This window comes from Pseudonocardia wallangbongensis (assembly GCF_054486945.1).
This window is the reverse complement of the sequence record NZ_JBRERS010000002.1, coordinates 998453-1017508: the sequence shown is the minus strand read 5'-3', so window position 1 is coordinate 1017508 and position 19056 is coordinate 998453. Positions and strand designations below refer to the sequence as shown.

Annotated in this window: 24 protein-coding genes and 1 tRNA gene; 7 read left to right on the top strand and 18 right to left on the bottom strand. The window is 71.8% G+C overall.

Annotated elements, in window-relative coordinates; genetic code table 11:
* Nucleotides 1-276 precede the first annotated feature (276 nt).
* The 3 genes from pip (at nt 277) to ACU436_RS11300 (ending at nt 2896) form a co-directional block, all read left to right on the top strand.
* Nucleotides 277-1254, top strand: coding sequence for a prolyl aminopeptidase (pip, locus tag ACU436_RS11310; RefSeq protein ID WP_459024265.1), 978 nt, complete (start codon nt 277-279; stop codon nt 1252-1254).
* Between the two features lie 93 nt (nt 1255-1347).
* Entirely contained in the window at nt 1348-2181 is an 834-nt protein-coding gene (locus ACU436_RS11305) for a DUF6597 domain-containing transcriptional factor (RefSeq protein ID WP_459024263.1), read from the top strand.
* A complete protein-coding gene (locus ACU436_RS11300) occupies nt 2174-2896 on the top strand; it encodes an alpha/beta fold hydrolase (protein ID WP_459024261.1) in 723 nt (240 codons plus the stop codon). Before ACU436_RS11305 ends, ACU436_RS11300 begins: the two co-directional genes overlap by 8 nt.
* Nucleotides 2897-2906: 10 nt before the next feature.
* On the opposite strand, the gene ACU436_RS11295 is transcribed toward ACU436_RS11300, so the two are convergent.
* The 8 genes from ACU436_RS11295 to ACU436_RS11260 form a co-directional block, all read right to left on the bottom strand.
* The gene (locus ACU436_RS11295) at nt 2907-4070 is read right to left on the bottom strand and encodes a sensor histidine kinase (protein WP_459024259.1); all 1164 of its coding nucleotides are present in this window, start codon (nt 4068-4070) and stop codon (nt 2907-2909) included.
* A 114-nt stretch (nt 4071-4184) separates the two neighbouring features.
* Nucleotides 4185-4535: a hypothetical protein gene (locus ACU436_RS11290; protein ID WP_459024257.1), complete on the bottom strand. Its 351-nt coding sequence runs from the start codon at nt 4533-4535 to the stop codon at nt 4185-4187.
* Nucleotides 4535-4930 carry a fumarate reductase subunit C gene (locus tag ACU436_RS11285; RefSeq protein WP_459024255.1) on the bottom strand — a complete coding sequence of 132 codons (396 nt, stop codon included), beginning with the start codon at nt 4928-4930 and terminating at the stop codon, nt 4535-4537. Before ACU436_RS11285 ends, ACU436_RS11290 begins: the two co-directional genes overlap by 1 nt.
* Before the next feature lie 50 nt (nt 4931-4980).
* The gene (gene sdhB, locus ACU436_RS11280; RefSeq protein WP_459024253.1) at nt 4981-5712 is read right to left on the bottom strand and encodes a succinate dehydrogenase iron-sulfur subunit; all 732 of its coding nucleotides are present in this window, start codon (nt 5710-5712) and stop codon (nt 4981-4983) included.
* Nucleotides 5713-5715: 3 nt separating this feature from the next.
* Entirely contained in the window at nt 5716-7449 is a 1734-nt protein-coding gene (frdA, locus tag ACU436_RS11275) for a fumarate reductase (quinol) flavoprotein subunit (RefSeq protein WP_459024252.1), read from the bottom strand.
* 2 nt (nt 7450-7451) lie between these two features.
* Complete coding sequence (locus ACU436_RS11270; protein ID WP_459024250.1) at nt 7452-7685, bottom strand: hypothetical protein; 234 nt, start codon at nt 7683-7685, stop codon at nt 7452-7454.
* 171 nt (nt 7686-7856) lie between these two features.
* A complete protein-coding gene (locus tag ACU436_RS11265; protein ID WP_459024248.1) occupies nt 7857-8432 on the bottom strand; it encodes an SRPBCC family protein in 576 nt (191 codons plus the stop codon).
* An 89-nt stretch (nt 8433-8521) separates the two neighbouring features.
* On the bottom strand, nt 8522-9013 hold the full coding sequence (locus ACU436_RS11260; RefSeq protein ID WP_459024246.1) for a YajQ family cyclic di-GMP-binding protein: 492 nt from the start codon (nt 9011-9013) through the stop codon (nt 8522-8524).
* An 81-nt stretch (nt 9014-9094) separates the two neighbouring features.
* Here ACU436_RS11260 and ACU436_RS11255 point away from each other — a divergent pair.
* A tRNA-Tyr gene (locus ACU436_RS11255) sits at nt 9095-9176 on the top strand.
* Here the strand turns inward: ACU436_RS11255 and ACU436_RS11250 are convergent.
* The 5 genes from ACU436_RS11250 to ACU436_RS11230 all read right to left on the bottom strand — a co-directional run bounded on the left by ACU436_RS11250 (nt 9148) and on the right by ACU436_RS11230 (nt 12957).
* On the bottom strand, nt 9148-9657 hold the full coding sequence (locus tag ACU436_RS11250; RefSeq protein ID WP_459024244.1) for a hypothetical protein: 510 nt from the start codon (nt 9655-9657) through the stop codon (nt 9148-9150). The two genes, ACU436_RS11255 and ACU436_RS11250, sit on opposite strands and share 29 nt — an antisense overlap.
* A 191-nt stretch (nt 9658-9848) precedes the next feature.
* The gene (locus tag ACU436_RS11245) at nt 9849-10787 is read right to left on the bottom strand and encodes a cyclase family protein (protein WP_459024242.1); all 939 of its coding nucleotides are present in this window, start codon (nt 10785-10787) and stop codon (nt 9849-9851) included.
* Nucleotides 10788-10842: 55 nt separating this feature from the next.
* Entirely contained in the window at nt 10843-11961 is a 1119-nt protein-coding gene (locus tag ACU436_RS11240; RefSeq protein WP_459024241.1) for a WD40 repeat domain-containing protein, read from the bottom strand.
* A gap of 127 nt (nt 11962-12088) precedes the next feature.
* Nucleotides 12089-12562, bottom strand: coding sequence for a carboxymuconolactone decarboxylase family protein (locus ACU436_RS11235; protein ID WP_459024239.1), 474 nt, complete (start codon nt 12560-12562; stop codon nt 12089-12091).
* A gap of 68 nt (nt 12563-12630) precedes the next feature.
* The gene (locus ACU436_RS11230) at nt 12631-12957 is read right to left on the bottom strand and encodes a cupin domain-containing protein (protein ID WP_459024237.1); all 327 of its coding nucleotides are present in this window, start codon (nt 12955-12957) and stop codon (nt 12631-12633) included.
* A gap of 63 nt (nt 12958-13020) precedes the next feature.
* Here ACU436_RS11230 and ACU436_RS11225 point away from each other — a divergent pair, with 63 nt between their 5' ends.
* Nucleotides 13021-14451 (top strand): aminotransferase-like domain-containing protein, encoded by a 1431-nt coding sequence (locus ACU436_RS11225; RefSeq protein WP_459024236.1) that lies wholly within the window; start codon nt 13021-13023, stop codon nt 14449-14451.
* Nucleotides 14452-14594: 143 nt separating this feature from the next.
* A complete protein-coding gene (locus tag ACU436_RS11220; RefSeq protein ID WP_459024234.1) occupies nt 14595-15029 on the top strand; it encodes an ATP-binding protein in 435 nt (144 codons plus the stop codon).
* 41 nt (nt 15030-15070) lie between these two features.
* On the opposite strand, the gene ACU436_RS11215 is transcribed toward ACU436_RS11220, so the two are convergent.
* The 4 genes from ACU436_RS11215 to ACU436_RS11200 are packed head-to-tail and all read right to left on the bottom strand — an operon-like array spanning nt 15071 to nt 17412.
* Nucleotides 15071-15550 (bottom strand): hypothetical protein, encoded by a 480-nt coding sequence (locus tag ACU436_RS11215; RefSeq protein WP_459024232.1) that lies wholly within the window; start codon nt 15548-15550, stop codon nt 15071-15073.
* Between the two features lie 31 nt (nt 15551-15581).
* Nucleotides 15582-16364, bottom strand: a complete 783-nt coding sequence (locus ACU436_RS11210) for an ArsR/SmtB family transcription factor (RefSeq protein WP_459024230.1) — start codon at nt 16362-16364, stop codon at nt 15582-15584.
* Nucleotides 16365-16412: 48 nt separating this feature from the next.
* Complete coding sequence (locus ACU436_RS11205) at nt 16413-16745, bottom strand: branched-chain amino acid transporter permease (protein WP_459024228.1); 333 nt, start codon at nt 16743-16745, stop codon at nt 16413-16415.
* Nucleotides 16738-17412: an AzlC family ABC transporter permease gene (locus ACU436_RS11200; protein WP_459024226.1), complete on the bottom strand. Its 675-nt coding sequence runs from the start codon at nt 17410-17412 to the stop codon at nt 16738-16740. The genes ACU436_RS11205 and ACU436_RS11200 overlap by 8 nt, the downstream gene beginning before the upstream one ends.
* Nucleotides 17413-17423: 11 nt before the next feature.
* On the opposite strand from ACU436_RS11200, the gene ACU436_RS11195 reads away from it, so the two are divergent.
* On the top strand, nt 17424-17930 hold the full coding sequence (locus ACU436_RS11195) for an Lrp/AsnC family transcriptional regulator (RefSeq protein WP_459024225.1): 507 nt from the start codon (nt 17424-17426) through the stop codon (nt 17928-17930).
* Here ACU436_RS11195 and trpD read toward each other — a convergent pair.
* Nucleotides 17914-18930, bottom strand: a complete 1017-nt coding sequence (gene trpD, locus ACU436_RS11190) for an anthranilate phosphoribosyltransferase (RefSeq protein WP_459024224.1) — start codon at nt 18928-18930, stop codon at nt 17914-17916. The genes ACU436_RS11195 and trpD overlap by 17 nt on opposite strands.
* Nucleotides 18931-19056: the final 126 nt, after the last annotated feature.

Below are 19056 nucleotides of genomic sequence, written 5' to 3'. Positions count from 1 at the left end.
ATCGCCAGCCGTGTCTCCATCGGGACAACCCTTCCGACCACGGCCGAAAGTCTCGACCGCGACCAGGTCAGCTGTCACCGATGTCCCGAGACATACCTGTCACCGATGTGTCCGGACTTGGCAGCCGCCCGGGTGCGGCCTGAGCACCGCATGCGCTGATCAAGCCTGGGCAGCGCGCCCCGATTCGGCAACACCCTCCATCCGCGGTTCATGTCGCGATCGTGGCGCTCAAGTCGCTCCGAGGTGCTGCGTATAAGTGCTTATACATTCGCGGTCGTGAGAAGCGTCGAGAAGGCAGACCCGCTGTACCCGCCCATCGAGCCCTACGAGCACGGCCTGCTCGACGTCGGCGACGGCGCTCGGATCTACTGGGAGGCGTGCGGCAACGCTGAAGGCAAACCCGCCCTGTTCGTGCACGGCGGACCCGGCTGGGGGAGTCTCCCGGTGCGCCGCCGGTGTTTCGACCCCGACCGGTACCGGGCTGTGCTGTTCGACCAGCGCGGCTGTGGGCGCAGCACCCCGCACGCGAGCGACCCGTCCGCCGACCTGCGCCACAACACGACCGCCCACCTGATCGCCGACATGGAGCGGCTGCGCGAACACCTCGGGATCGAGCGTTGGCTGCTGCACGGCGGATCCTGGGGCTCCACGCTGATGCTGGCCTACGCCCAGCAGTACCCCGCGCGGGTCTCGGAGATCGTCATCGTCGGCGTCACGACCGGCCGGCGGGCCGAGATCGACTGGCTCTACCGCGACGTCGGCCGGCTCCTGCCCGAGCAGTGGGAGGCGTTCCGCGGCGCCGTTCCGGAGGCCGAGCGCGACGGTGACCTCGTCGCCGCCTACGCGCGCCTGATGGAGGATCCCGATCCGGTCGTGCGGGAGCGCGCGGCGGACGCCTGGTGTGCCTGGGAGGACGCGCTCCAGGCCCACGAGCCCAACGGGTCACCGGGGGCTTTCGCGAGTCGACCCCTGGCCGACCGGCTGGCCGTCGTCCGCCTCTGCGCGCACTACTTCGCCCATGGAGCCTGGCTTTCCGCCGGCGAGCTGCTGCGCGACGCACCGCGCCTGGCCGGTATCGCCGGCGTGCTGATCCACGGCCGACTCGACCTGAGCTGCCCCCTGGACACCGCCTGGGCGCTCGCCCGTGCCTGGCCGGACGCCGAACTGGTCATCGTCGACGACGCGGGACACAGCGGCAGCGACACCATGTCCGAGCGGGTCCGGGAAGCGCTCGACCGGTTCGCCGTGAGGTAGGAGTCATACCGCAGACGAGCTCGTCGAACCCGACCTCCACTTCGACCAATGGGCCGGGGCCCTTCAGCGCGCTCCTCGGTGCACACTTGGGCCGTGCCCGAGCCGAGGATCGCCACCACCAGCGAGTACGGCGTGCTCGGGGTGCGCGACGAGTCCCCGGCGGGGCACTTCTCGCTCGACCGGTACCCGGCCGCTGCCGATCTCTCCGGCCTGGTGGAGCGCTACTGGATCGTGTCGTGGGAGGTGCCGCCGGGCCGCGAGTCCTCGATCACCCTGCTGCCGCACCCGTGTGTCAACGTCGTGCTCGACGGCGGCCGGCTCACCGTGCACGGGGTGGGGCGCGACCGGTTCACCTACGCGTACCGGGGTGTGGGCGGGGTGTTCGGGATCAAGTTCCGGCCCGGGGCGTTCCACCCCTTCCTCGGCGGGCCGTTGGTCGATCTCACCGACACCGTGCTTCCTGCCGAGGCGGTCTGGGGCCCGGCCGCCGCCGCTCTCACCGAGCGGATGGTGGCCGAACCGGGCCGCCGCATCGCGCTCGTCGAGGAGTTCCTGCGCGAGCGCCGGCCGCCGCCCGACCCGCAGGTCGAGCTCGTACAGACCATGGTCGCCGCCTTGCTGCACGACCGCAGGATCGCCCGCGTCGACGACGTCACCGAGATGTTCGACATCAGCTCACGAACGCTGCAGCGGCTGTTCCAGCGCTACGTCGGGGTCAGCCCGAAGTGGGTGCTGCGCCGGTACCGCCTGCACGAGGCCGCCGCCGTGCTCGCCCGCGAGCAGCAGCGCCCCTGGGCGGAGGTGGCGGCGGAGCTCGGCTACTTCGACCAGAGCCATTTCATCCGCGACTTCACGGCCGCCATCGGGATGACACCCGTCGCCTACGCCCACGCCTGCCAGCGGATGGAGGCTCCGATCAGTGCGTGACGTTCGAGTGCGGTCGGGCGGCCGTGGCGGGCCGGTGGTGCTGCTACTGCACGGGCTCGGTGCCACCGCGGAGGTGTGGGACGGGCTCGTGCCACTGCTGCCCGGTGCGTGGGTGGCGCCGGACCTGCCGGGCCACGGCGGCTCCGCCCCGTTGCCGGCCTACACGTTCGCCGGCGTGGCCGACGCCGTCGCCCACCTGGTCGAGCCGAGCGGCACCGTGGTGCTCGGTCATTCCTTCGGCGGGGTGGTCGGGCTGCACCTGGCGTCGCGGCCCGGCGCCCGGGCGGTGATCGGTCTGGGTGTCAAGGTCGCGTGGACGTCGGACGAGCTCGCCCGCGCGGCCCAGCTCGGTGCCCGGGAGCCGGTCCGGTTCGCCACGCGCGCCGAGGCCGTCGCACGGCACCTGCGCCTCTCGGGGCTCCACGGCCTCGTCGCCGCCGATGCGCCCGCGGCGACGGCGGGCGTGGTCGAGCAGGACGGGATGTGGCGCGCCGCGCTCGACCTGCGGGCGTTCGGCGTGGGCGACCCGCAGGTGGCCCGCCTGCTGGAGGCGGCGCCGGTCCCGGTCGTCCTGGCGAGGGGCGAGCACGACGTCATGGTCAGCGCGGAACAGCTCCACGCGCTCGTCCCGGCCCCGGTCGACCTGCCGGGCCTGGGTCACAACGCGCACGTGGAGGCCCCGGCCGCGGTGGCCGGGCTCGTGCGCACGCGCTGAGACCTTCCGGTCACATCGTCGCCATGGGAAGGGTGCAGAACACGGTCGTGCCCACTCCGTGCGGGCTCTCCACGGAGAACGTCCCGCCGAGCGCCTCGATCCGGTCCCTGAGCCCGACCAGGCCGGACCCTCCCGCCAGGTCGGCGCCGCCGACCCCGTCGTCGCGGACCTGCACGTGGAGCGCGCCGTCGGCGGTCTCCGCCTCCACCTCCACGGTGGATGCGCGGCCGTGCTTCATGGCGTTGGCGAGCACCTCGGAGACCACGTAGTAGGCCGCCACCTCGACCGGTTCGGGAAGCCTGCTGTGGATCCGCAGGTCCATGACGACGGGCACGGCCGAGCGCCGGGCGAGCGCGCGCAGCGCCGGGCGCAGCCCACCCTTGGACAGGATCTCCGGGTGGATACCACGGGAGAGCTCGCGCAGGTCGTCGAGCCCGCCGGCGAGCTCGGCGGCGATGTCCTCGATCTCGGCCCGGATCCCGGGGAGCAGGCCGGGCGTCTCCGCCACCGAGCGCAGCCGCAGCTCCAGCGTGACGAGGAACTGCTGTGCGCCGTCGTGCAGGTCGCGCTCGATCCGCCGCCTGGCCTCGTCCGACGCGGCCACGAGCCGGGCCCGGGACGCCGTGAGCTCGGCCTCGCGCTGCTCGTTGGTGACGGCCATCGTCACGATCTCGGCCAGGTCGGCGAGCCGCTGTTCGGTGTCGGGTGGCAGCGCCTGTCCCGAGCCGACGGCGAGGAGGCCCCACAGCACGTCGCCGACGTGCACCGGCATGGCGGCCGTGAACCGGCTCCCCACGGAGGCCGAGACGAACCGCCCGGTGCGGAGCACGGAGGTCGTCAACCCGGCCGGTAGCCGGCCTCCCCAGCCGGCTTCGGGCGAACCTTGCGTGCTGTCGGCGACGAGCGTGGTCCGCCCGTCGGGCTCGAACATGATCACGTCGGCGGTGGCCGGTCCGAACTGACGGGCGGCCTGCGCGGCGACCGCCCGCAAGACGCCCTCGCCCGGTTCGGCCTTCGCGACCATCATGGCCAGGCGCCGCAGCGCGGCCTGCGTCTCGGCCTCGCCCGGGGAGCGGGCGACGGCGGGCGCCGGCAGCTCCATGGGGTCCTCCATCCGGGCCGGCGGCCGGGCGGGACGACCTGCCGCGAGCGCGCGGCGATCTTCATCCTCCATGGCGCGCTCCGGCGGGGATGTGGCGATCGGGCTCGGCGCGGCCACTCAGCATACCCACCGGCCTCCGCTACCCACAGCGATCATTTGGTCGCATCTCGTTCATGCCGATCGCGGTCAGCCGAGCAGCACGAAGGCCGCCCACACCGAGCCCGCGAGCACCGCGGCGTAGCAGAGCGCGCTGACCGGGCCGCGCATGCGGTCCAGCTGCAGCCCGTCGAAGAGCGTGAAGCGGAACCGGTGCGCCCAGTGCAGGAGGGCGAGCACGCACAGCCCGAGCAGCAGGATCCGGACGAGTGGGTGGGCCAGCAACGTCGCGAACCCCGCGTGGTCGGGCGGGGCGAGCACCCCCAGCGGGAACAGCACCCCGAACAGCAGCACCAGCACGGGAACCAGCAGCGCCGACACCATCCCGCCCGCGCTGAACAGCAGCCACGCCACGGCCTCGGCCTTCGACGGTCTGGTCATCAGAGCATCACCACCAACACCCAGGCCGCGATCGCGGAGACCGCGATCCACGCGCCGAAGTGCCCTGCCGCCACTGCCCGTGGTGGCACCCGCCGCCCCCGCATCCGGACGACGAGCGCCTTCGGGGCCAGGTTGAACCACGTGACGGCGTGCAGCACCACGAAAGCCAGCGCGACGAGGTTGACGAGGAGGATGAACGGTGTCGCGCTCCGGTCGAGGAACGCCCGGTAAGCGGCAGGGCCGTCGTGGACCGCGGTGACCAGGAGCAGGAAGTGCACGACGAACCACGCCACGGCGACGCTCGACAGCTCCCGCAGCACGAACACCAGGTACGACCGGCGCTTCGTCCACCAGAACAGCGGGACGGGCTGCCGGTACCTCTGAGCTGTGTCCACCCGTCCCGCCGGCTCCGCGTGCTCCGCCGGCTTCCATCCCCCGGCCTGCGTCATCGCTTGCCCCAGGGCAGCAGCGTGCGCGCCGCGGCGGTGAGCTTGTACCGCTGGATCGCCCCCGCCGGGTCGACCCCCTTCGGGCAGGCCCGGGTGCACTCGCCGACGTAGGTGCACGCCCACACACCGGCGTCCGTGGCGAGCACGTCCAGCCGCTGATGGGCGCCCTGGTCGCGGGAGTCGAGGTTGTAGCGCTGCGCGAGCGCGAGCGCGGCGGGGCCGAGGAAGTCCGGCTCGATCCCGTACACCGGGCACGCCGAGTAGCACAGCATGCAGTTGATGCACATGCTGTACTGCTTGTACGCGTCCAGCTGGTCCGGAGTCTGGAGGAACTCGACGTCGGCCACGTCGCCGGCGTCGTCGCGTACGAGCCAGGGCTTCACCTCGGGCAGCTTCCGCATGAAGTCGTCGACCTCCACCACGAGGTCGCGGATCACCGGGAAGTTCGCCAGCGGCTCGACCCGCACCGGCCCCGGCGCGTAGTCGGTGAGGAAGGTTCCGCAGGAGAGCGCCGGGTCGCCGTTCACCGTCATCCCGCAGCTGCCGCAGATCCCCATCCGGCACGACCAGCGGAACGACAGCGTGCCGTCGAGGTGGTCCTTGACGTAGTTCAGCCCGTCGAGCACGGCCCACTCCTCGCGCATGGGCACCTCGTACTCCTGCACCGTCGGCGCGCTCTCCGACTCCGGCCGGTAGCGGGCGACCTGCAGCATGATCGTGTCGGGCACGGGTCACCTCCCGTAGACCCGCTCGCCGGGCGGCCAGCGGGTGATCGTCACCGGCAGGTACGCGACGCGCGGCGACCCGCCCGGCTCCCGGGTGACGAGCGAGTGGGCGAGGAAGCGCGAGTCGTCGCGGCGGGGGAAGTCGGTGCGCTGGTGAGCGCCGCGCGACTCCTCGCGGCGCAGCGCGCTCGCCACCATCGTCTCGGCCACGTCGAGCATGAACCCGAGTTCGAGGGCCGCGACGAGCTCGGTGTTGAACGTCCGGCTGGTGTCCTCGAGCGTGGCCTTGTCGAACCGCTCCCGCAGCTCGGCCAGCTTCTCCGCGCCCGTGAGCAACGACTCGACGTCGCGGAAGATCCCGACGCTGCCCTCCATCACGTGCTGCATGTCGGTGCGCACGTCGGCGATCCGGTCGTGACCGTTGCGGTGGGCGAGCAGGTCGTGTTCCAGGCGCCGCCGCTCGTCGGCGAGCTGGGCGTCCACCCTCGGACGTCCCGTGTGCGCAGCGGCGTAGTCGGCTGCAGCGATCCCCGCCCTGCGACCGAACACCAGGCACTCGGGCAGCGAGTTGGAGCCGAGCCGGTTGGCGCCGTTGATGCTCACGCACGCGACCTCGCCGGCAGCGAACAGGCCGGGCAGGCCCGTGGCGCCGTCGACGTCGGTGTGGACGCCGCCCATCATGTAGTGCTGCACCGGTCGCACCGGGATCAGCTCGGTGACCGGGTCGATCCGCTCGTACTGCTGGCACAGCTCGCGCACGAACGGCAGCTTGGCGTCGATCACCTCCTCGCCGAGGTGCCGCAGGTCCAGGTAGACGACCGGGCCGTACGGGGTGTCGACCGTGTTGCCCTTCTCCTGCTCGTGCACGAACGCCTGGGAGATGCGGTCCCGCGGGCCGAGCTCCATGCTGCGCAGGACGGGCGTGGGTGACGGCGTGCCGAGGTCGTAGTCCTGCAGGTAGCGGTAGCCGTCCTTGTTGAGCAGCCAGCCACCCTCGGCCCGCGCCGCCTCGGTGATCAGAATGCCGGTGAACGGCAGGCCGGTCGGGTGGTACTGGACGAACTCCATGTCCTTGAGCGGTGCGCCCGCGCGGTAGGCGAGTGCCATCCCGTCCCCGGTCTTGATGTTGCCGTTCGTCGTGAACGGGAAGACGCGCCCGCACCCACCCGTGCACAGCACGACGGCCCGCCCGGTGACGGCCTCGACCCGCCCGCTGGCCAGCTCGATCCCGACGACGCCGCGCGCCCGGCCCTCGTCGACCAGCAGCGTGGTGACGTACCACTCGTCGTAGCGGACGATCTGCGGGTACCGGAGCGTGGTCTGGAACAGCGTGTGGAGCAGGTGGAACCCGGTCTTGTCGGCCGCGAACCAGGTGCGCATCTTCCTCATGCCGCCGAACGCGCGCACGGCGACCTCGCCGTCGGGCAGGCGGCTCCAGGGGCAGCCCCAGTGCTCCAGCTGCAGCAGCTCGCGCGGCGCCTCCTCGACGAACGCCTCCACGACGTCCTGGTCGCAGAGCCAGTCGCTCCCCGACACCGTGTCGTACGCGTGCTCGTCGAGGCTGTCGTCGCTCGCGATGACCGCGGCGGCGCCGCCCTCCGCGGAGACCGTGTGGCTGCGCATCGGGTAGACCTTCGACACGACCGCCACGGAGAGCTCCGGCTGCGCCTGCACGATCGCGATGGCAGCGCGCAGCCCCGCGCCGCCACCACCCACCACCACGACGTCGTGGTCGGCCATCGCTACTCGGCGTGCTCTGCGGAGAGCTCGTTCAGCAGCACCCGGCCGTCGTGCCTGGTGATCCTGGTGCGGCAGCTGCCGTCAGAGAACTGGTGCGACATCGACCGGCAGCCGCAGGCGTACATGACGTCGTCGCACCGGATGCCGGAGCCGTCGTCCTCGAAGTAGCGGGTGCCGCTCACCTGCTTCCCGCAGGGCGCGCGCTCGCTGGTGAAGGGAGTCCTGGTGCCGATCACGGTCCACCTCCGCAACATCGGCCATGTGACCAATGTCACCCTCATGGCACAACGTGGAAGGTGATCGAGTCAAGCACTCATCGGTAGTTGACGAACCTGGCGCCGAAGTCACCCGCAAGGGCACCTACTTCTTGATCCCGTAGCGCAGGGTTGCCACGCCGTCCTCGGGCCTCAGGGTGCCGACTCGTGCCCGTCGGGCTGCTCGAAGACCGCACGGACCCGCTCCAGCGTGGTCGTGATGTGCGCGCGGTTGGCGGCCGGGCGCCAGGCCGCACCGGTGATGAGGGCACCGATCGGCGCGAACCACAACGGCGCCTTGATCCAGTTGGTCTCGGTGACCCGACTGGTGGCGGCATCGACCTGTTCGACGTCGTAGCGCCAGTGGGAGATCGGCACGCGCGCACTTCCGACGCGGGCGTGGACGTCGTACCCGAGCCGGTCGGGAGTGCATTCGGTCACGGTGCACTCCGTCTCCCACCGTCGTCGGCCTTTGCGGTTCCGTCCCAGGAACCTGGCGCCGAGCGCCGGAGCGTCCGCCTCGTCGAGCCAGCTGATGCTTTCGATCTCCTCACCGAGCTCAGCCATTCGGGCCGGTTCGAGGACGAGCCTGCGCACCTGCTCGACGGGCGCCGTGACCAGGACCTGCTCCGAATTCGGCTCGCGTACCGCGCGGAGGTCGTCGATGAGGGAGCGGACCACATTCGGACCGTAGTCCCAGGAACTGATTCCAACGAGTGCTGGTCCCATCCCTGCCATGGACATCGAAGACTGGTCGACGTTGGCCGGGCAGGCGGAGATCCCGCGTTCCCCGTCGACCGTAGGTCAGGATCGGTGAGTCAGCGGTAGTTGGTGAACTGCAGGGCGATCCCGAAGTCCTTGCCCTTGAGCAGCGCGATCACGGCCTGCAGGTCGTCCTTCTTCTTGCCCGAGACCCGCAGTTGGTCGCCCTGGATCTGGGCCTGCACGCCCTTGAGCTTCTCGTCCCGGATGGTCTTGCTGATCTCCTTGGCCTTGTCGGCCGCGATGCCCTGCAGGATCTTGCCGCTGACCTTGTAGGTCTTCCCGGACACCGCGGGCTCACCCACCTCGAAGGCCTTGAGCGAGATGCTCCGCTTGACCAGCTTCTCCTTGAAGACCTCGACCGCGGCCTTAGCGCGTTCCTCGGTCTCCGACTCGATCGCCACGGCCTCTTCGCCCGCCCAGGCGATCGAGGTGCTCGTGCCGCGGAAGTCGAACCGCTGCGAGAGCTCCCTCGCTGCCTGGTTGAGGGCGTTGTCGACCTCCTGCCGGTCGACCTTGCTCACCACGTCGAACGACGGGTCTGCCACGCCTGCCTCCTCGTCGACCGGGCCCCTGCAGAACCCGGCAAGTCACTGTCGTATCCTCGTCTCCGCGCCACGGCGTGCCCGGGCGGGTTGCCCGAGTGGCCAAAGGGAGCGGACTGTAAATCCGTCGGCTCAGCCTACGAAGGTTCGAATCCTTCACCCGCCACAGCCCGGGGTAACGGCCCCCGACCAGGGGAAACTCTGGTCGGGGGCCGTTCTCGTCCGTCCGGTCGGAATCTGAGCGGGCCAATCACTTCCGTCGGCTCGTCCGACGATGGTGCTGGCCTGCGGAGTCTCGTGACCAGGGCGACCGCGGCGCGCACGAGGAACCAGCCGATGCCGATCCCCAGCAGGTCCGGCAGGAGATCGGCGAGTCGGGGGTGCTGACCCACGGCAGTGGTCTGGACCAACTCCCACAGCAGGCCGATCCCGAACGTCATCGTTGCTGCCCACCGGCACCGGGCCACGCCCACCGCGGTGACGGCCAGGAGGAACAACAGCAACATGTTCACGATGTGGGGGCGCTTGCTCAGCGCCTGAAGTGCCGTGTCCCAGGTCAGGGTCCAGTCGAACTCCGGCGAGCGCCGGCCCGACGGGGCCCGGCCGGCCGCCCACGCACTGAGCGCCCCGATGACGAGGAACGGCACCCAGCGCGCCCATCGGCCCCACCTGGCGAACTGCTCGGAGCGGCTCGGCCGGTCATGTCGCGACGTCGGTTCAGCCACCTCGAGCCCCTAGGATCGATCGGACATGAGGCCGCTCTCGACCACATGAGTTGGTTCCTACCGCCGTTCTGCCCGTGTCCGGTCGGGTCCGGCTGGCCCCTCGCGAGCCGCGGTCAGAACGTGGCGATCGGGTTGACCGGGCTGCCGGACGTACCGGCGAAGCGGACGGGCGCGACGGCGAGGTGGAAGTCCCACTGGCCGAGCTCGGCGGCCGTCGTGGCGCACGCCTCCAGGTCGCAGTTGTCGAGCAGCCACAGCCCCATCGCGACGAGGCTCACGGCGTGAACCGGCATCAGCACGTCGTCGTACCCCGACGGTTGGACGTCCTGGGGGGTGTCGGCGCCGATCAGCGCGACCTCCCGTTCGTGCAGCCACGGCAGGCAGGACGCGTGCCAGCCGGCCTGCGTGAACCCGCCGGCCGCACCGGCCTCGTGCCGGGCGCGGCCGTAGCCGGTCCGCAGGAGCACCGCATCGCCGGATCGCACCCGCACGCCCTGGCGACGCTCGGCCTCCTCGAGGTCCTCGGGGAACACGCCCTGCCCCGGTTCCAACCACGGCACATCGCGGACCTTCGTGATGTCCAGGAGGACACCACGCGTGCTGATCCCGTTCGCCGCCGCCGTGACGGCCGCCCACGCCGATCCCGTTTCGGCGTCGACCAGCGAGTGCGACCGCCCGTTGTACATCGTGCCGTCCCAGAAGAGGTGGCACGGCGAGTCGACGTGGGTGATGGTGTTGCCGTGGAACATGATCCCGAGCCGCTCGTTCGAGAAGCCCCAGCGGCGGTCGTTGTGGAATGCGGCCACCGGCATGTTCTCGGCGCCCGGCATGTCGGCGGCGCACGGGCACGTCGTGGTCGACCGCTCCATCTCCGCCGGCACGGCGACCTCCCACGCGCACGACACGCTCCTGCCGTGGCGCACGGCCCGCGCCGCCGCCAGCCGGACGTCGTCGGTGATGTGGTTCAGGGTGCCGCGCTCGTCGTCGTCGCCCCACCGTCCCCAGTTGGACAGCGTGTCGAAGTACCCGAGCACATCGTCCTGCGTGGGCATCGATGATCTTGCCGTCATCCCAGCATCGACTCCTCCGGTCACGTGGTCCGGGACATTAGCCCGCTGCGCGCACGGCCACGTCCCAGACCCGGATCGTGTCGTCCTGGGCGGCCGACACGAGCACCGGACGGCCTTTCAGGCCGGCGACACCGAGCCGGATCGGCGTGGCCTCGTGTCCCGCGAGGGGTGCGCCGAGCTGCATGCCGGTGTCGAGGTCCCGGATGACGATCGTGTTGCCCCAACCGCTGGTGGCGATGACCGGCCGCCCGTCCAGCACCGCGACCGCGCCGCGCAGGATCTCCTCCCCGACGTCGTGGCGGCGGGCGACGGCGCCGGTGCGCAGGTCGAGCGCCGTGATCGCCCTGATCACCGGGCGGGTGTCGACGAGGACGGGAAGGCCGTCGAGCACGGTGATCTCCCCCGTGTCGTTCGCACGGGCGACCGGCTCCCCGGTCTCGGCGTCCCAGACCTGCGTCGTGCTGGGGTAGCTCTCCCCGACGAGCCACAGGCGGCCGTGCACGACGGCGGTGGCGAGGTCGCCCCCGATGCGGCCCTCCGGGAAGGCGAGCGGCTCTCCGAGCGGCGTGCGGGTCCGCAGGTCCCAGCGGTGCACGATCCCGTCGACCCCCAGTGTCGCCGCGATCGGCCGCCCGCCGAACGTCGCTGCGGTCGCGGCGACACCGGGTGCCTGCATACCGATCTGGCTGCGGGTCGCGGTCCGCAGGTCGATCACCTCGACGGCACCGCTGAAGTTGTTGATCAGCAGGACGGGCCGGCCGTCGACGTCGGCCACGCCGGACTCCCCGGTGTACGTCGCCTTGCCCGGCACGGGTTGACCCACGTCGCGGTCCGAGGTGAGCTCCCGGACCCGCAGCTGCCCGTCCTCGTCGCCCACGAGGACGGCCGGGAGCCCGTCGGCCTGCCCGAGGGTGAACGAGTACGCGTTGTCCCGGTCCCAGCGCACGTCGAGCACGCGCTCCTCGATCACGGGTGGGGGAGGTGGCGCCGCGGACGTGGGTGGCGCCGGTCGGGCGGACGGCGGCGCGGTCGGTCCTGGACCGGCCGGGGTGCACGCGACGCCCAGCGTCGCGCTGCCCGCCAGCCCGGCCGCACCGGCGAGCAGCCGGCGCCGGGAGATGTGCCCGGGCGGTGGTGGACCGAACTGTGCCGACATCGTCGTTCCCCCGGTCCGTCGGCTGAGTCGCCGTACGGACGAACCCTCGGTGTTCCAGGTCTTCGATCGCGAGGACCCGGCTACCGGTGTTCGGGTTGGGGTGACGGCCGTCACGTGGGCCGGGGGCTCACCCCCACCGGCCGGGCTCGTAGTCCCCCGCGGGGATGCGCGGGATCGCGTTCATGCGGTTGTAGGCGTTGATGAGCGCGACGAGGGAGACGAGCGCGACGAGCTGGTCGTCGTCGAAGTGCTTGCGGGCCAGCTCCCAGGTCTCGTCGCTCACCCCACCGGCGCCGTCGGCGAGGCGGCTGCCCTCCTCGGTGACGGCGAGCGCGGCCCGCTCGGCGTCGGTGAAGAGGGTCGCCTCGCGCCAGGCCGCGATCATGTTGAGCCGCACCGGCGTCTCCCCGGCGTGGGCGGCGTCCTTGGTGTGCATGTCGAGGCAGACGGCGCAGCCGTTGATCTGGCTGGCCCGGATCTTCACCAGCTCCTGGACGACGGGCGGCAGCGTCGAGTCGGCGACGACCTTCCCGGCCGAGTTGATGTAGCGGGCGAACTTGGCGGCGACGGGGTTGGCGTAGTAGTCGATGCGGGATTCCATGATCTCTCCTTGGCGATCGGGTTCACCGCATTGACACGTCGCGACGGGGATGTGTGACGGCCGGCGGGTCAGTTCCCGTACTGCTTCGTCTCCGGACGCTCGACCATGAGCCCGTGCGCCACGTCGTCGGCGACCGGCCGGTGGCGGGCCCCGCGCGGCACGACGAACAGGTCTCCGGCCCGGAGCGTGACCGGCTCCCGCCCCTCCACCTCGACGCGGAAGCTGCCGTCCCAGCACAGGAAGAGCTCGTCCTCGTCGTGGACGTGCCACGGGAACTCGCCGTCGAAGCGGGCGATGCGTACGACGGTGTCGTTGGCGACCACGAGGTCCCGTGGCTGCCATGGCCCAGTCAGCGTGGCGATCGCCGCGTCGATCGAGACGGTTGCGTTGTCCATGACCCGACGGTCGAGCAATCGCCGTGGAAGGACGAGAGCCAATCGGGCAAGATTGGTTTGCCTATGGATCCAATTGTCCTCGCCGAGCGGCTGGGTCGGTGGTCGACCGGCCGGGGGCCGCTCTACGTGCTGCTCGCCGGCCGGCTGCGCCGGCTCATCGACGATGGCGACCTGACCCCGGGATCGGGGCTGCCTCCGGACCGGGCGCTCGCCCGCGCACTGGCGGTCGGCCGCACCACCGTCGTCAACGCCTACGAGCTGCTGCGCGCCGAGGGGCGCATCGTCAGGCGCCAGGGCAGCGGCACCCGGGTGGCCGGCAGACCGGTGGCCGAGCGGGCGGCGGACGGCACGACCGCGCCGATCTTCCTGCACCTCCTCGAGCCCGGCGAAGGCGTGATCCCACTCGCCTGCGCCGCGCCGACGGCCCCACCGGCCGGCCTGGTCGCGGCGTACGAGCGGATCGTCCCCGCCCTGTCCGCCATCCGCGGCGACATCGGGTACCACCCGGCCGGGATCCCGGCGTTGCGCCGCGCGCTGGCCGACCGCTACACGGCGCGCGGTGTGCCGGCCACCGCCGAGCAGATCATGGTCACGGGCGGCGGGCAGCAGGCGCTGTCCCTGCTCGCCGCCGTCCTGCTCGGCGCCGGCGGACGCGTCGCGGTCGAGACGCCCACGTACCCCGGCGCGCTGGAGGCGTTCCACGAGTCAGGCGCCGTGCCCGTCCCGCTGCCCGTCGGGCTCGACGGGTTCGGGACCGCGGTGCGGCAGCACCGGCTCGCGCTCGCCTACGTCGTCCCGACCAACCACAACCCGACCGGAGCGACCCTCGCGCCGCTGCGCAGGCGACGGCTGGCCGAGATCGCCGCGACCGCGGGGGTGCCGGTGATCGAGGACGAGGTGCTCGCCGACCTCACCTTCCCGGGCCGGACGCCACCGCCACCGCTCGCCGGGGCCGGCCCGGCGACCGTGATCTCCGTCGGGTCGCTGTCGAAGACCGTGTGGGGAGGGCTGCGCCTGGGCTGGATCCGCGCGCCGGAGGCCCTCGTCCAGCGGTTGGCGCGGCTGCGGGCCGTCCACGACCTCGGCGGCAACGTCCCCGCGCAGCTCGCCGCGGTCGAGCTCGTGCCCGTGCTGGACAACCTGTGCCGGCGCCAGGCGGCGGCGCTGCAGACCCGACACGATCACCTGCGCCGGCTGCTCACCACGCACCTGCCCGACTGGGACGTCCCCGCCGTGTCCGGTGGCCAGACGCTGTGGGTCCGGCTGCCGCGCGGCGACGGCATGTCGTTCGCGCAGCTGGCCATCCGCCACGGCGTCGCCGTGCTGCCCGGTGCGGGACTCGACGCGTCCGGCGGATCTGCCGACCGGCTGCGCCTGCACCACGTCCTGCCCGAGGACGAGTTGACCTCCGCCGTGGAGCGGCTCGCCGAGGCCTGGCACGCGTACGATCCGACCGGCGCAAGCACGCGCACACCCGCGGCGATGGCCGTGTGAACCGGCCGAGCGCGGCACGGACCCGGCGGCGCGGCACGTCATGGCTGTCCTGACGCCTCCTGCTCCGTCCGGCGGATCGCGGGCCCGTCGGACATACTCGGCCGACGCCGCCAGCCGACACCCGACGCACTCCACCTCACGCCATGACCGAGGACAACGCGCCGACGCAGGAGTGGACGCAGGTGCTGCCCGCAGCGCCGAGCTCCCTCCGAGCGGTCCGCACCGCGCTCGTCGCCTGGCTGGCCGAGCAGCACTGGCCGCCCGATGACGCGGACGACGTCGTCCTCGCGGTCAACGAAGCCCTCACCAACGCCATCGAGCACGCCTACCCGGCCGATCGGCCCGGCCCCGTGCGGGTGCACGCCCGCAGCGGCACGGGATCCGCACCCGCGACCCGCCGGGTCATCGTCATGATCTCCGACCGCGGGAGCTGGGACCCCGGACACCGCACCGTCGACGACCGCGGGTTCCGCGGGCACGGCCTCACCGTCATGAACGGCCTCACCGCGGACATGCGGATCCAACGCAGTGCCGCCGGCACGACGGTGACCCTCGTCGGCAACGACATGCCGATCTAGAACAACAACGCGACCGCCGAGATGCAGCGGCGCGGAGCCCGTCACGGCAGCAGAGCCAGGAGTTGCTTCGTGTGGCCGGGCAGCTCCGCCTCCGCGAGCCCCATGACGAGGTCCCTCAACGGCAGCGGCTGGTCGACCAGCACCACGCCGTTGGAGAGGAGCAGGGCGGGTACGGGCGTGTCGAGCTCGACCTCGCTGAGGGCGGGTCCGCCGAACGCGCAGAGGGCATCTCCCTGGGCGCGGATGCGCTCGCGGAGCCCGGCGTTGCCGCCGGCGAGTGCGATGACGCGGTCGATGGTCCAGGTGTCGGACGCGATGCGGTTGTCGTAGGTCGTGTTCGTGCCTGCGGCCACGCAGGATGCGGCGGCGATGGTGGTGGACGTGATGATGGCGACGTGCGCCAGGATCTGGTCGGCGTTCCACTCACCGGCGGGCGGGGCCTTCGGGCCGCCGGACTCGGCCACGGTCGCGGCCGCCTCCAGCAGCGCGCCGTAGGCGTCCCGGAGCGGGGTGGTGTCCATCGGTGTTCTCCTCTCGGTGGTCTGCTCGGGCTCAGGGGTGTGCCGGAGACATCTCCCACGGCGCCTGCGGGAGGACCTCGCCGGTCTCGAGCAGCGACTTGAGGTTCGCCAGCACGGCCGGCCAGCCGGCCGAGATCCCGCGCAGCATCGCCTCGTTCGGCAGGTTCTCGTGCGTCACGGTGAGTCGGACGATGTCGTGGTGCGGTTCGACGAGGAAGGTCACGAGCGAGGACGCACGTGACTCGTCCGGACTGTCCTCGAAGGTGATCACCAGCCGCGTCGGGGGCTCGGCCTCGATCACCTTGCCGACGACGTCGACGCGGCCCGAGCCGTCGGTCCGCCGGTGCTCCCAGGACGAACCCGGCTGCCAGTCGGAGACGTTGGCGTGGCCCCAGTAGCGCGACGTCAGGTCCGCATCCGTCAACGCCCGCCACACCTGCTCCGCATCGGCGCGGATGTAGGTGACGTAGACGTAGGTGGGCACGGAGGTGGGTTCCTCGGCCATGGCGTACTCCTCTGCCTGGATCTTGATGTCACTGATCACCCGCATGCGGGCCTTGTCGAACCCCGACATCCAGCGCTCCTCGATCTCGTGGATCGGCGCCGGGTTGAGGTAGTGCAGCCGCTCCCGGCCGCGCCGCAGGACGGTCACCAGGTTGGCCTGGACGAGCAGGTCGAGATGCTGCGTCGCCGATTGGCGCGCCATGTCCAGCTGTTCGCACAGCTCGCGCAGCGTCTGGCCGTTGCGCTCGCGCAGGCGGTCGAGCATGAGCCGCCTGGTGGGGTCGGCCAGCGCCTTGAAGACCTGGTCCATGCCGGCCATTATGCAGGTTTTTACCTGCCTAATGTCAAGCGGTGACCGTCAGCCGGTGAACACGACGCTCGCGAGCAGCACGTGGACCGCGGTGCCGCCGGCGATGCTGAGCACGACGTTGCGGCGCCAGAGGTGCAGCGCCACGGTGGTGGCGAGCGCGATCCCGACGGCGGCGCCGAAGGGCGGCGCGGTGAGCACCGTGTGCCGCAGGCTGTGGACCACCAGGACGGCCATCACCCCGACGGGCATGCCCGCCGCGAGGTAGGGCAGCACGTTGCTCCGGCGCAGCGGGGCGAGCAGCGCGAAGGGCAGCGCGCGCAGCGTCCACGTCACCGCGGCGGCGACCGCAACGACGGATGCGAGGTAGGCGGTGTCAGGCACGGCGCCCCGCGATCGCGTACCGGGCGAGCAGGAACGCGGTGAACATCGCCATCGCGGCCACGAGCATCTGCTCGCCGAACACGACGTTCCCGACCAGAGCGCAGGCGACCGCCACGACCGCGGCGGGGATCTCCCGGCGGGCGCGGAAGGCGTCGATCCCGAGCACGAGGAAGAGCGCGGTGACCGCGAAGTCGAGTCCCTTCACGGCCGGCGGGATCAGGGTGCCACCGAGCGCCCCGAGCGTCACGCTGCCGGCCCAGTACACGTGCACGAACGCCTGCAGCCACAGGATCCGCGCCCTGCCCCACGTCCGCGCCTCGGGCCGGGCCGTCACGGCGTAGGCCTCGTCGGTGAGGGCGAACGTGCTGTAGGCCTTGGCCGCGGCCCCGGGCACGCGGTGCAGCGGGAACGACAGGGTGTAGAAGACGTGCCTGAAGTTCACCAGGAACGCGGCGACGGCCACCTGGCCGAGCGGGGCGACCGCGGTGACCATGCCCAGCAGGAGGAACTCCAGCGAGCCGGCGAAGATCACCGAGGCGAAGATCGTGGCCCACCACCAGGGCAGGCCGGACCGGGTGACCAGCACCCCGAACGCCATCCCCATCGCGGCGGCCGCGAACCCGACCGAGAGGGAGTCGCCCAGGGCGCGCCGGAACGCGCACATCATCCTGCAACGATATGTCGATTCCTGTGCAGGTTGATTTTCATTTGTGGCGCTATTCTGATGCCGTGCGCAACCCGTATCGCCTCGACGCCATTGATCGTGAAATATTGTTCCAACTCCAGCGTAACGGGCGGCTGAGCAACGTCGAGCTTTCGCGGCGGGTGGGCCTGACGCCGCCGCCGTGCCTGCGGCGGGTCAAGCGGCTGGAGGAGGCCGGCGTGATCTCCGGCTACCGGGCCACGGTCGATCCCGTGGCCACCGGCCAGAGCTTCGAGGTGATCGTCTCGGTGGAGATCAACGTCACCGACCTCGGCACGCTCCAGGACTTCGAGGCCACCGTGGCCGGGTTCGAGGAGGTGGTCGAGTTCCGCCGGATGTTCGGCAGGCCCGACTACTTCCTGCGCGTCCTCGTGGCCGACCACGCGGCGTACGAGGAGCACCACATGAAGCTCCTCGGTCTGCCCGCGGTGTCGCGGGTCGTCTCCCACCAGACGATGAAGCGGATCAAGACCCGGGACTGACCACCCACGCGTCGAGGGTGCGGGCAGCGGCGCCCGAGTCGATCGAGTCGGCGGCGATCCCGAGCGCGGCGGGGAACGCGTCGAGCGTGGGGCGGGCGTCGTGGGCGACGATCGCGGCGGCCGCGTTGAGCAGCACAGCGTCGCGCACCGGGCCGCGCCGCCCGCCGAGGACAGCCCGTACGACCTCCGCGTTGTGCACGCGGTCGCCCCCGCGCAGGGCCCCGGCGGGCGCGCGGGGGATGCCGAGTGCCGTCGGGTCGATCCGCAGCCGCCCGACCCCGCCGCCGTCCGCGACCCACATCGTGGACGTGGTGGTGGTCGTGAGCTCGTCGAGGCCGTCGTCGCCCCGGACGACCAGGGCCGTGAGGCTCCGGTCGGCGAACACCTGCGCGAGCAGCGGTGCCTTCGCCGGGTCCGCGCACCCGATGAGCGAGGCGGGCGGGCGGGCCGGGTTGATCAGCGGCCCGAGCAGGTTGAACACGGTGGGGACGCCGATCTGGCGGCGCGGCACCGACGTGTGGCGCAGGCCGGGCTGGAAGACCGGTGCGAAGCAGAAGCCGATCCCGGCCTCCGCCACGGTCCGGGCGACCCCGGCCGCCGGTAGGTCGATCCGCACCCCCAGCTCCTCCAGGACGTCGGCCGCACCGCATGCCGACGACGCGCTGCGCGCCCCGTGCTTGACCACCCGCCGTCCCGTGCCGGCCACCACGAGGGCGGCCATCGTCGAGACGTTCACGGTGTCGGCGCCGTCCCCGCCGGTGCCCACGACGTCCACGGCGTGGCCGTCGATCGGCACCGGCGTGGCGTGCCGCACCAACGAGGCGGCCAGCCCGGCGATCTCGTCCGCGGTCTCCCCCTTGGCCCGTAGCAGCACGGCGAACGCCGCGATCTGCGCCGGCGTGGCGGCGTCGGAGACGATCTCGTCCATGACCCGCTCGGTCAGCGCGGCCGGCAGGTCCTCGCCGCGGAGGAGGGCGGAGAGCACGGTCGGGAAGAGCATGGCAATTCCTTCCGGATCATGGCCGCTTCGCATGATCGGAAAGGCGGACGTGCTCGGCGGCCGGGTGCGGGGCGGCCGAGCACGATGCAGCAGTCACGGTCGCCGGAGAGGCGACCACCACCGGAG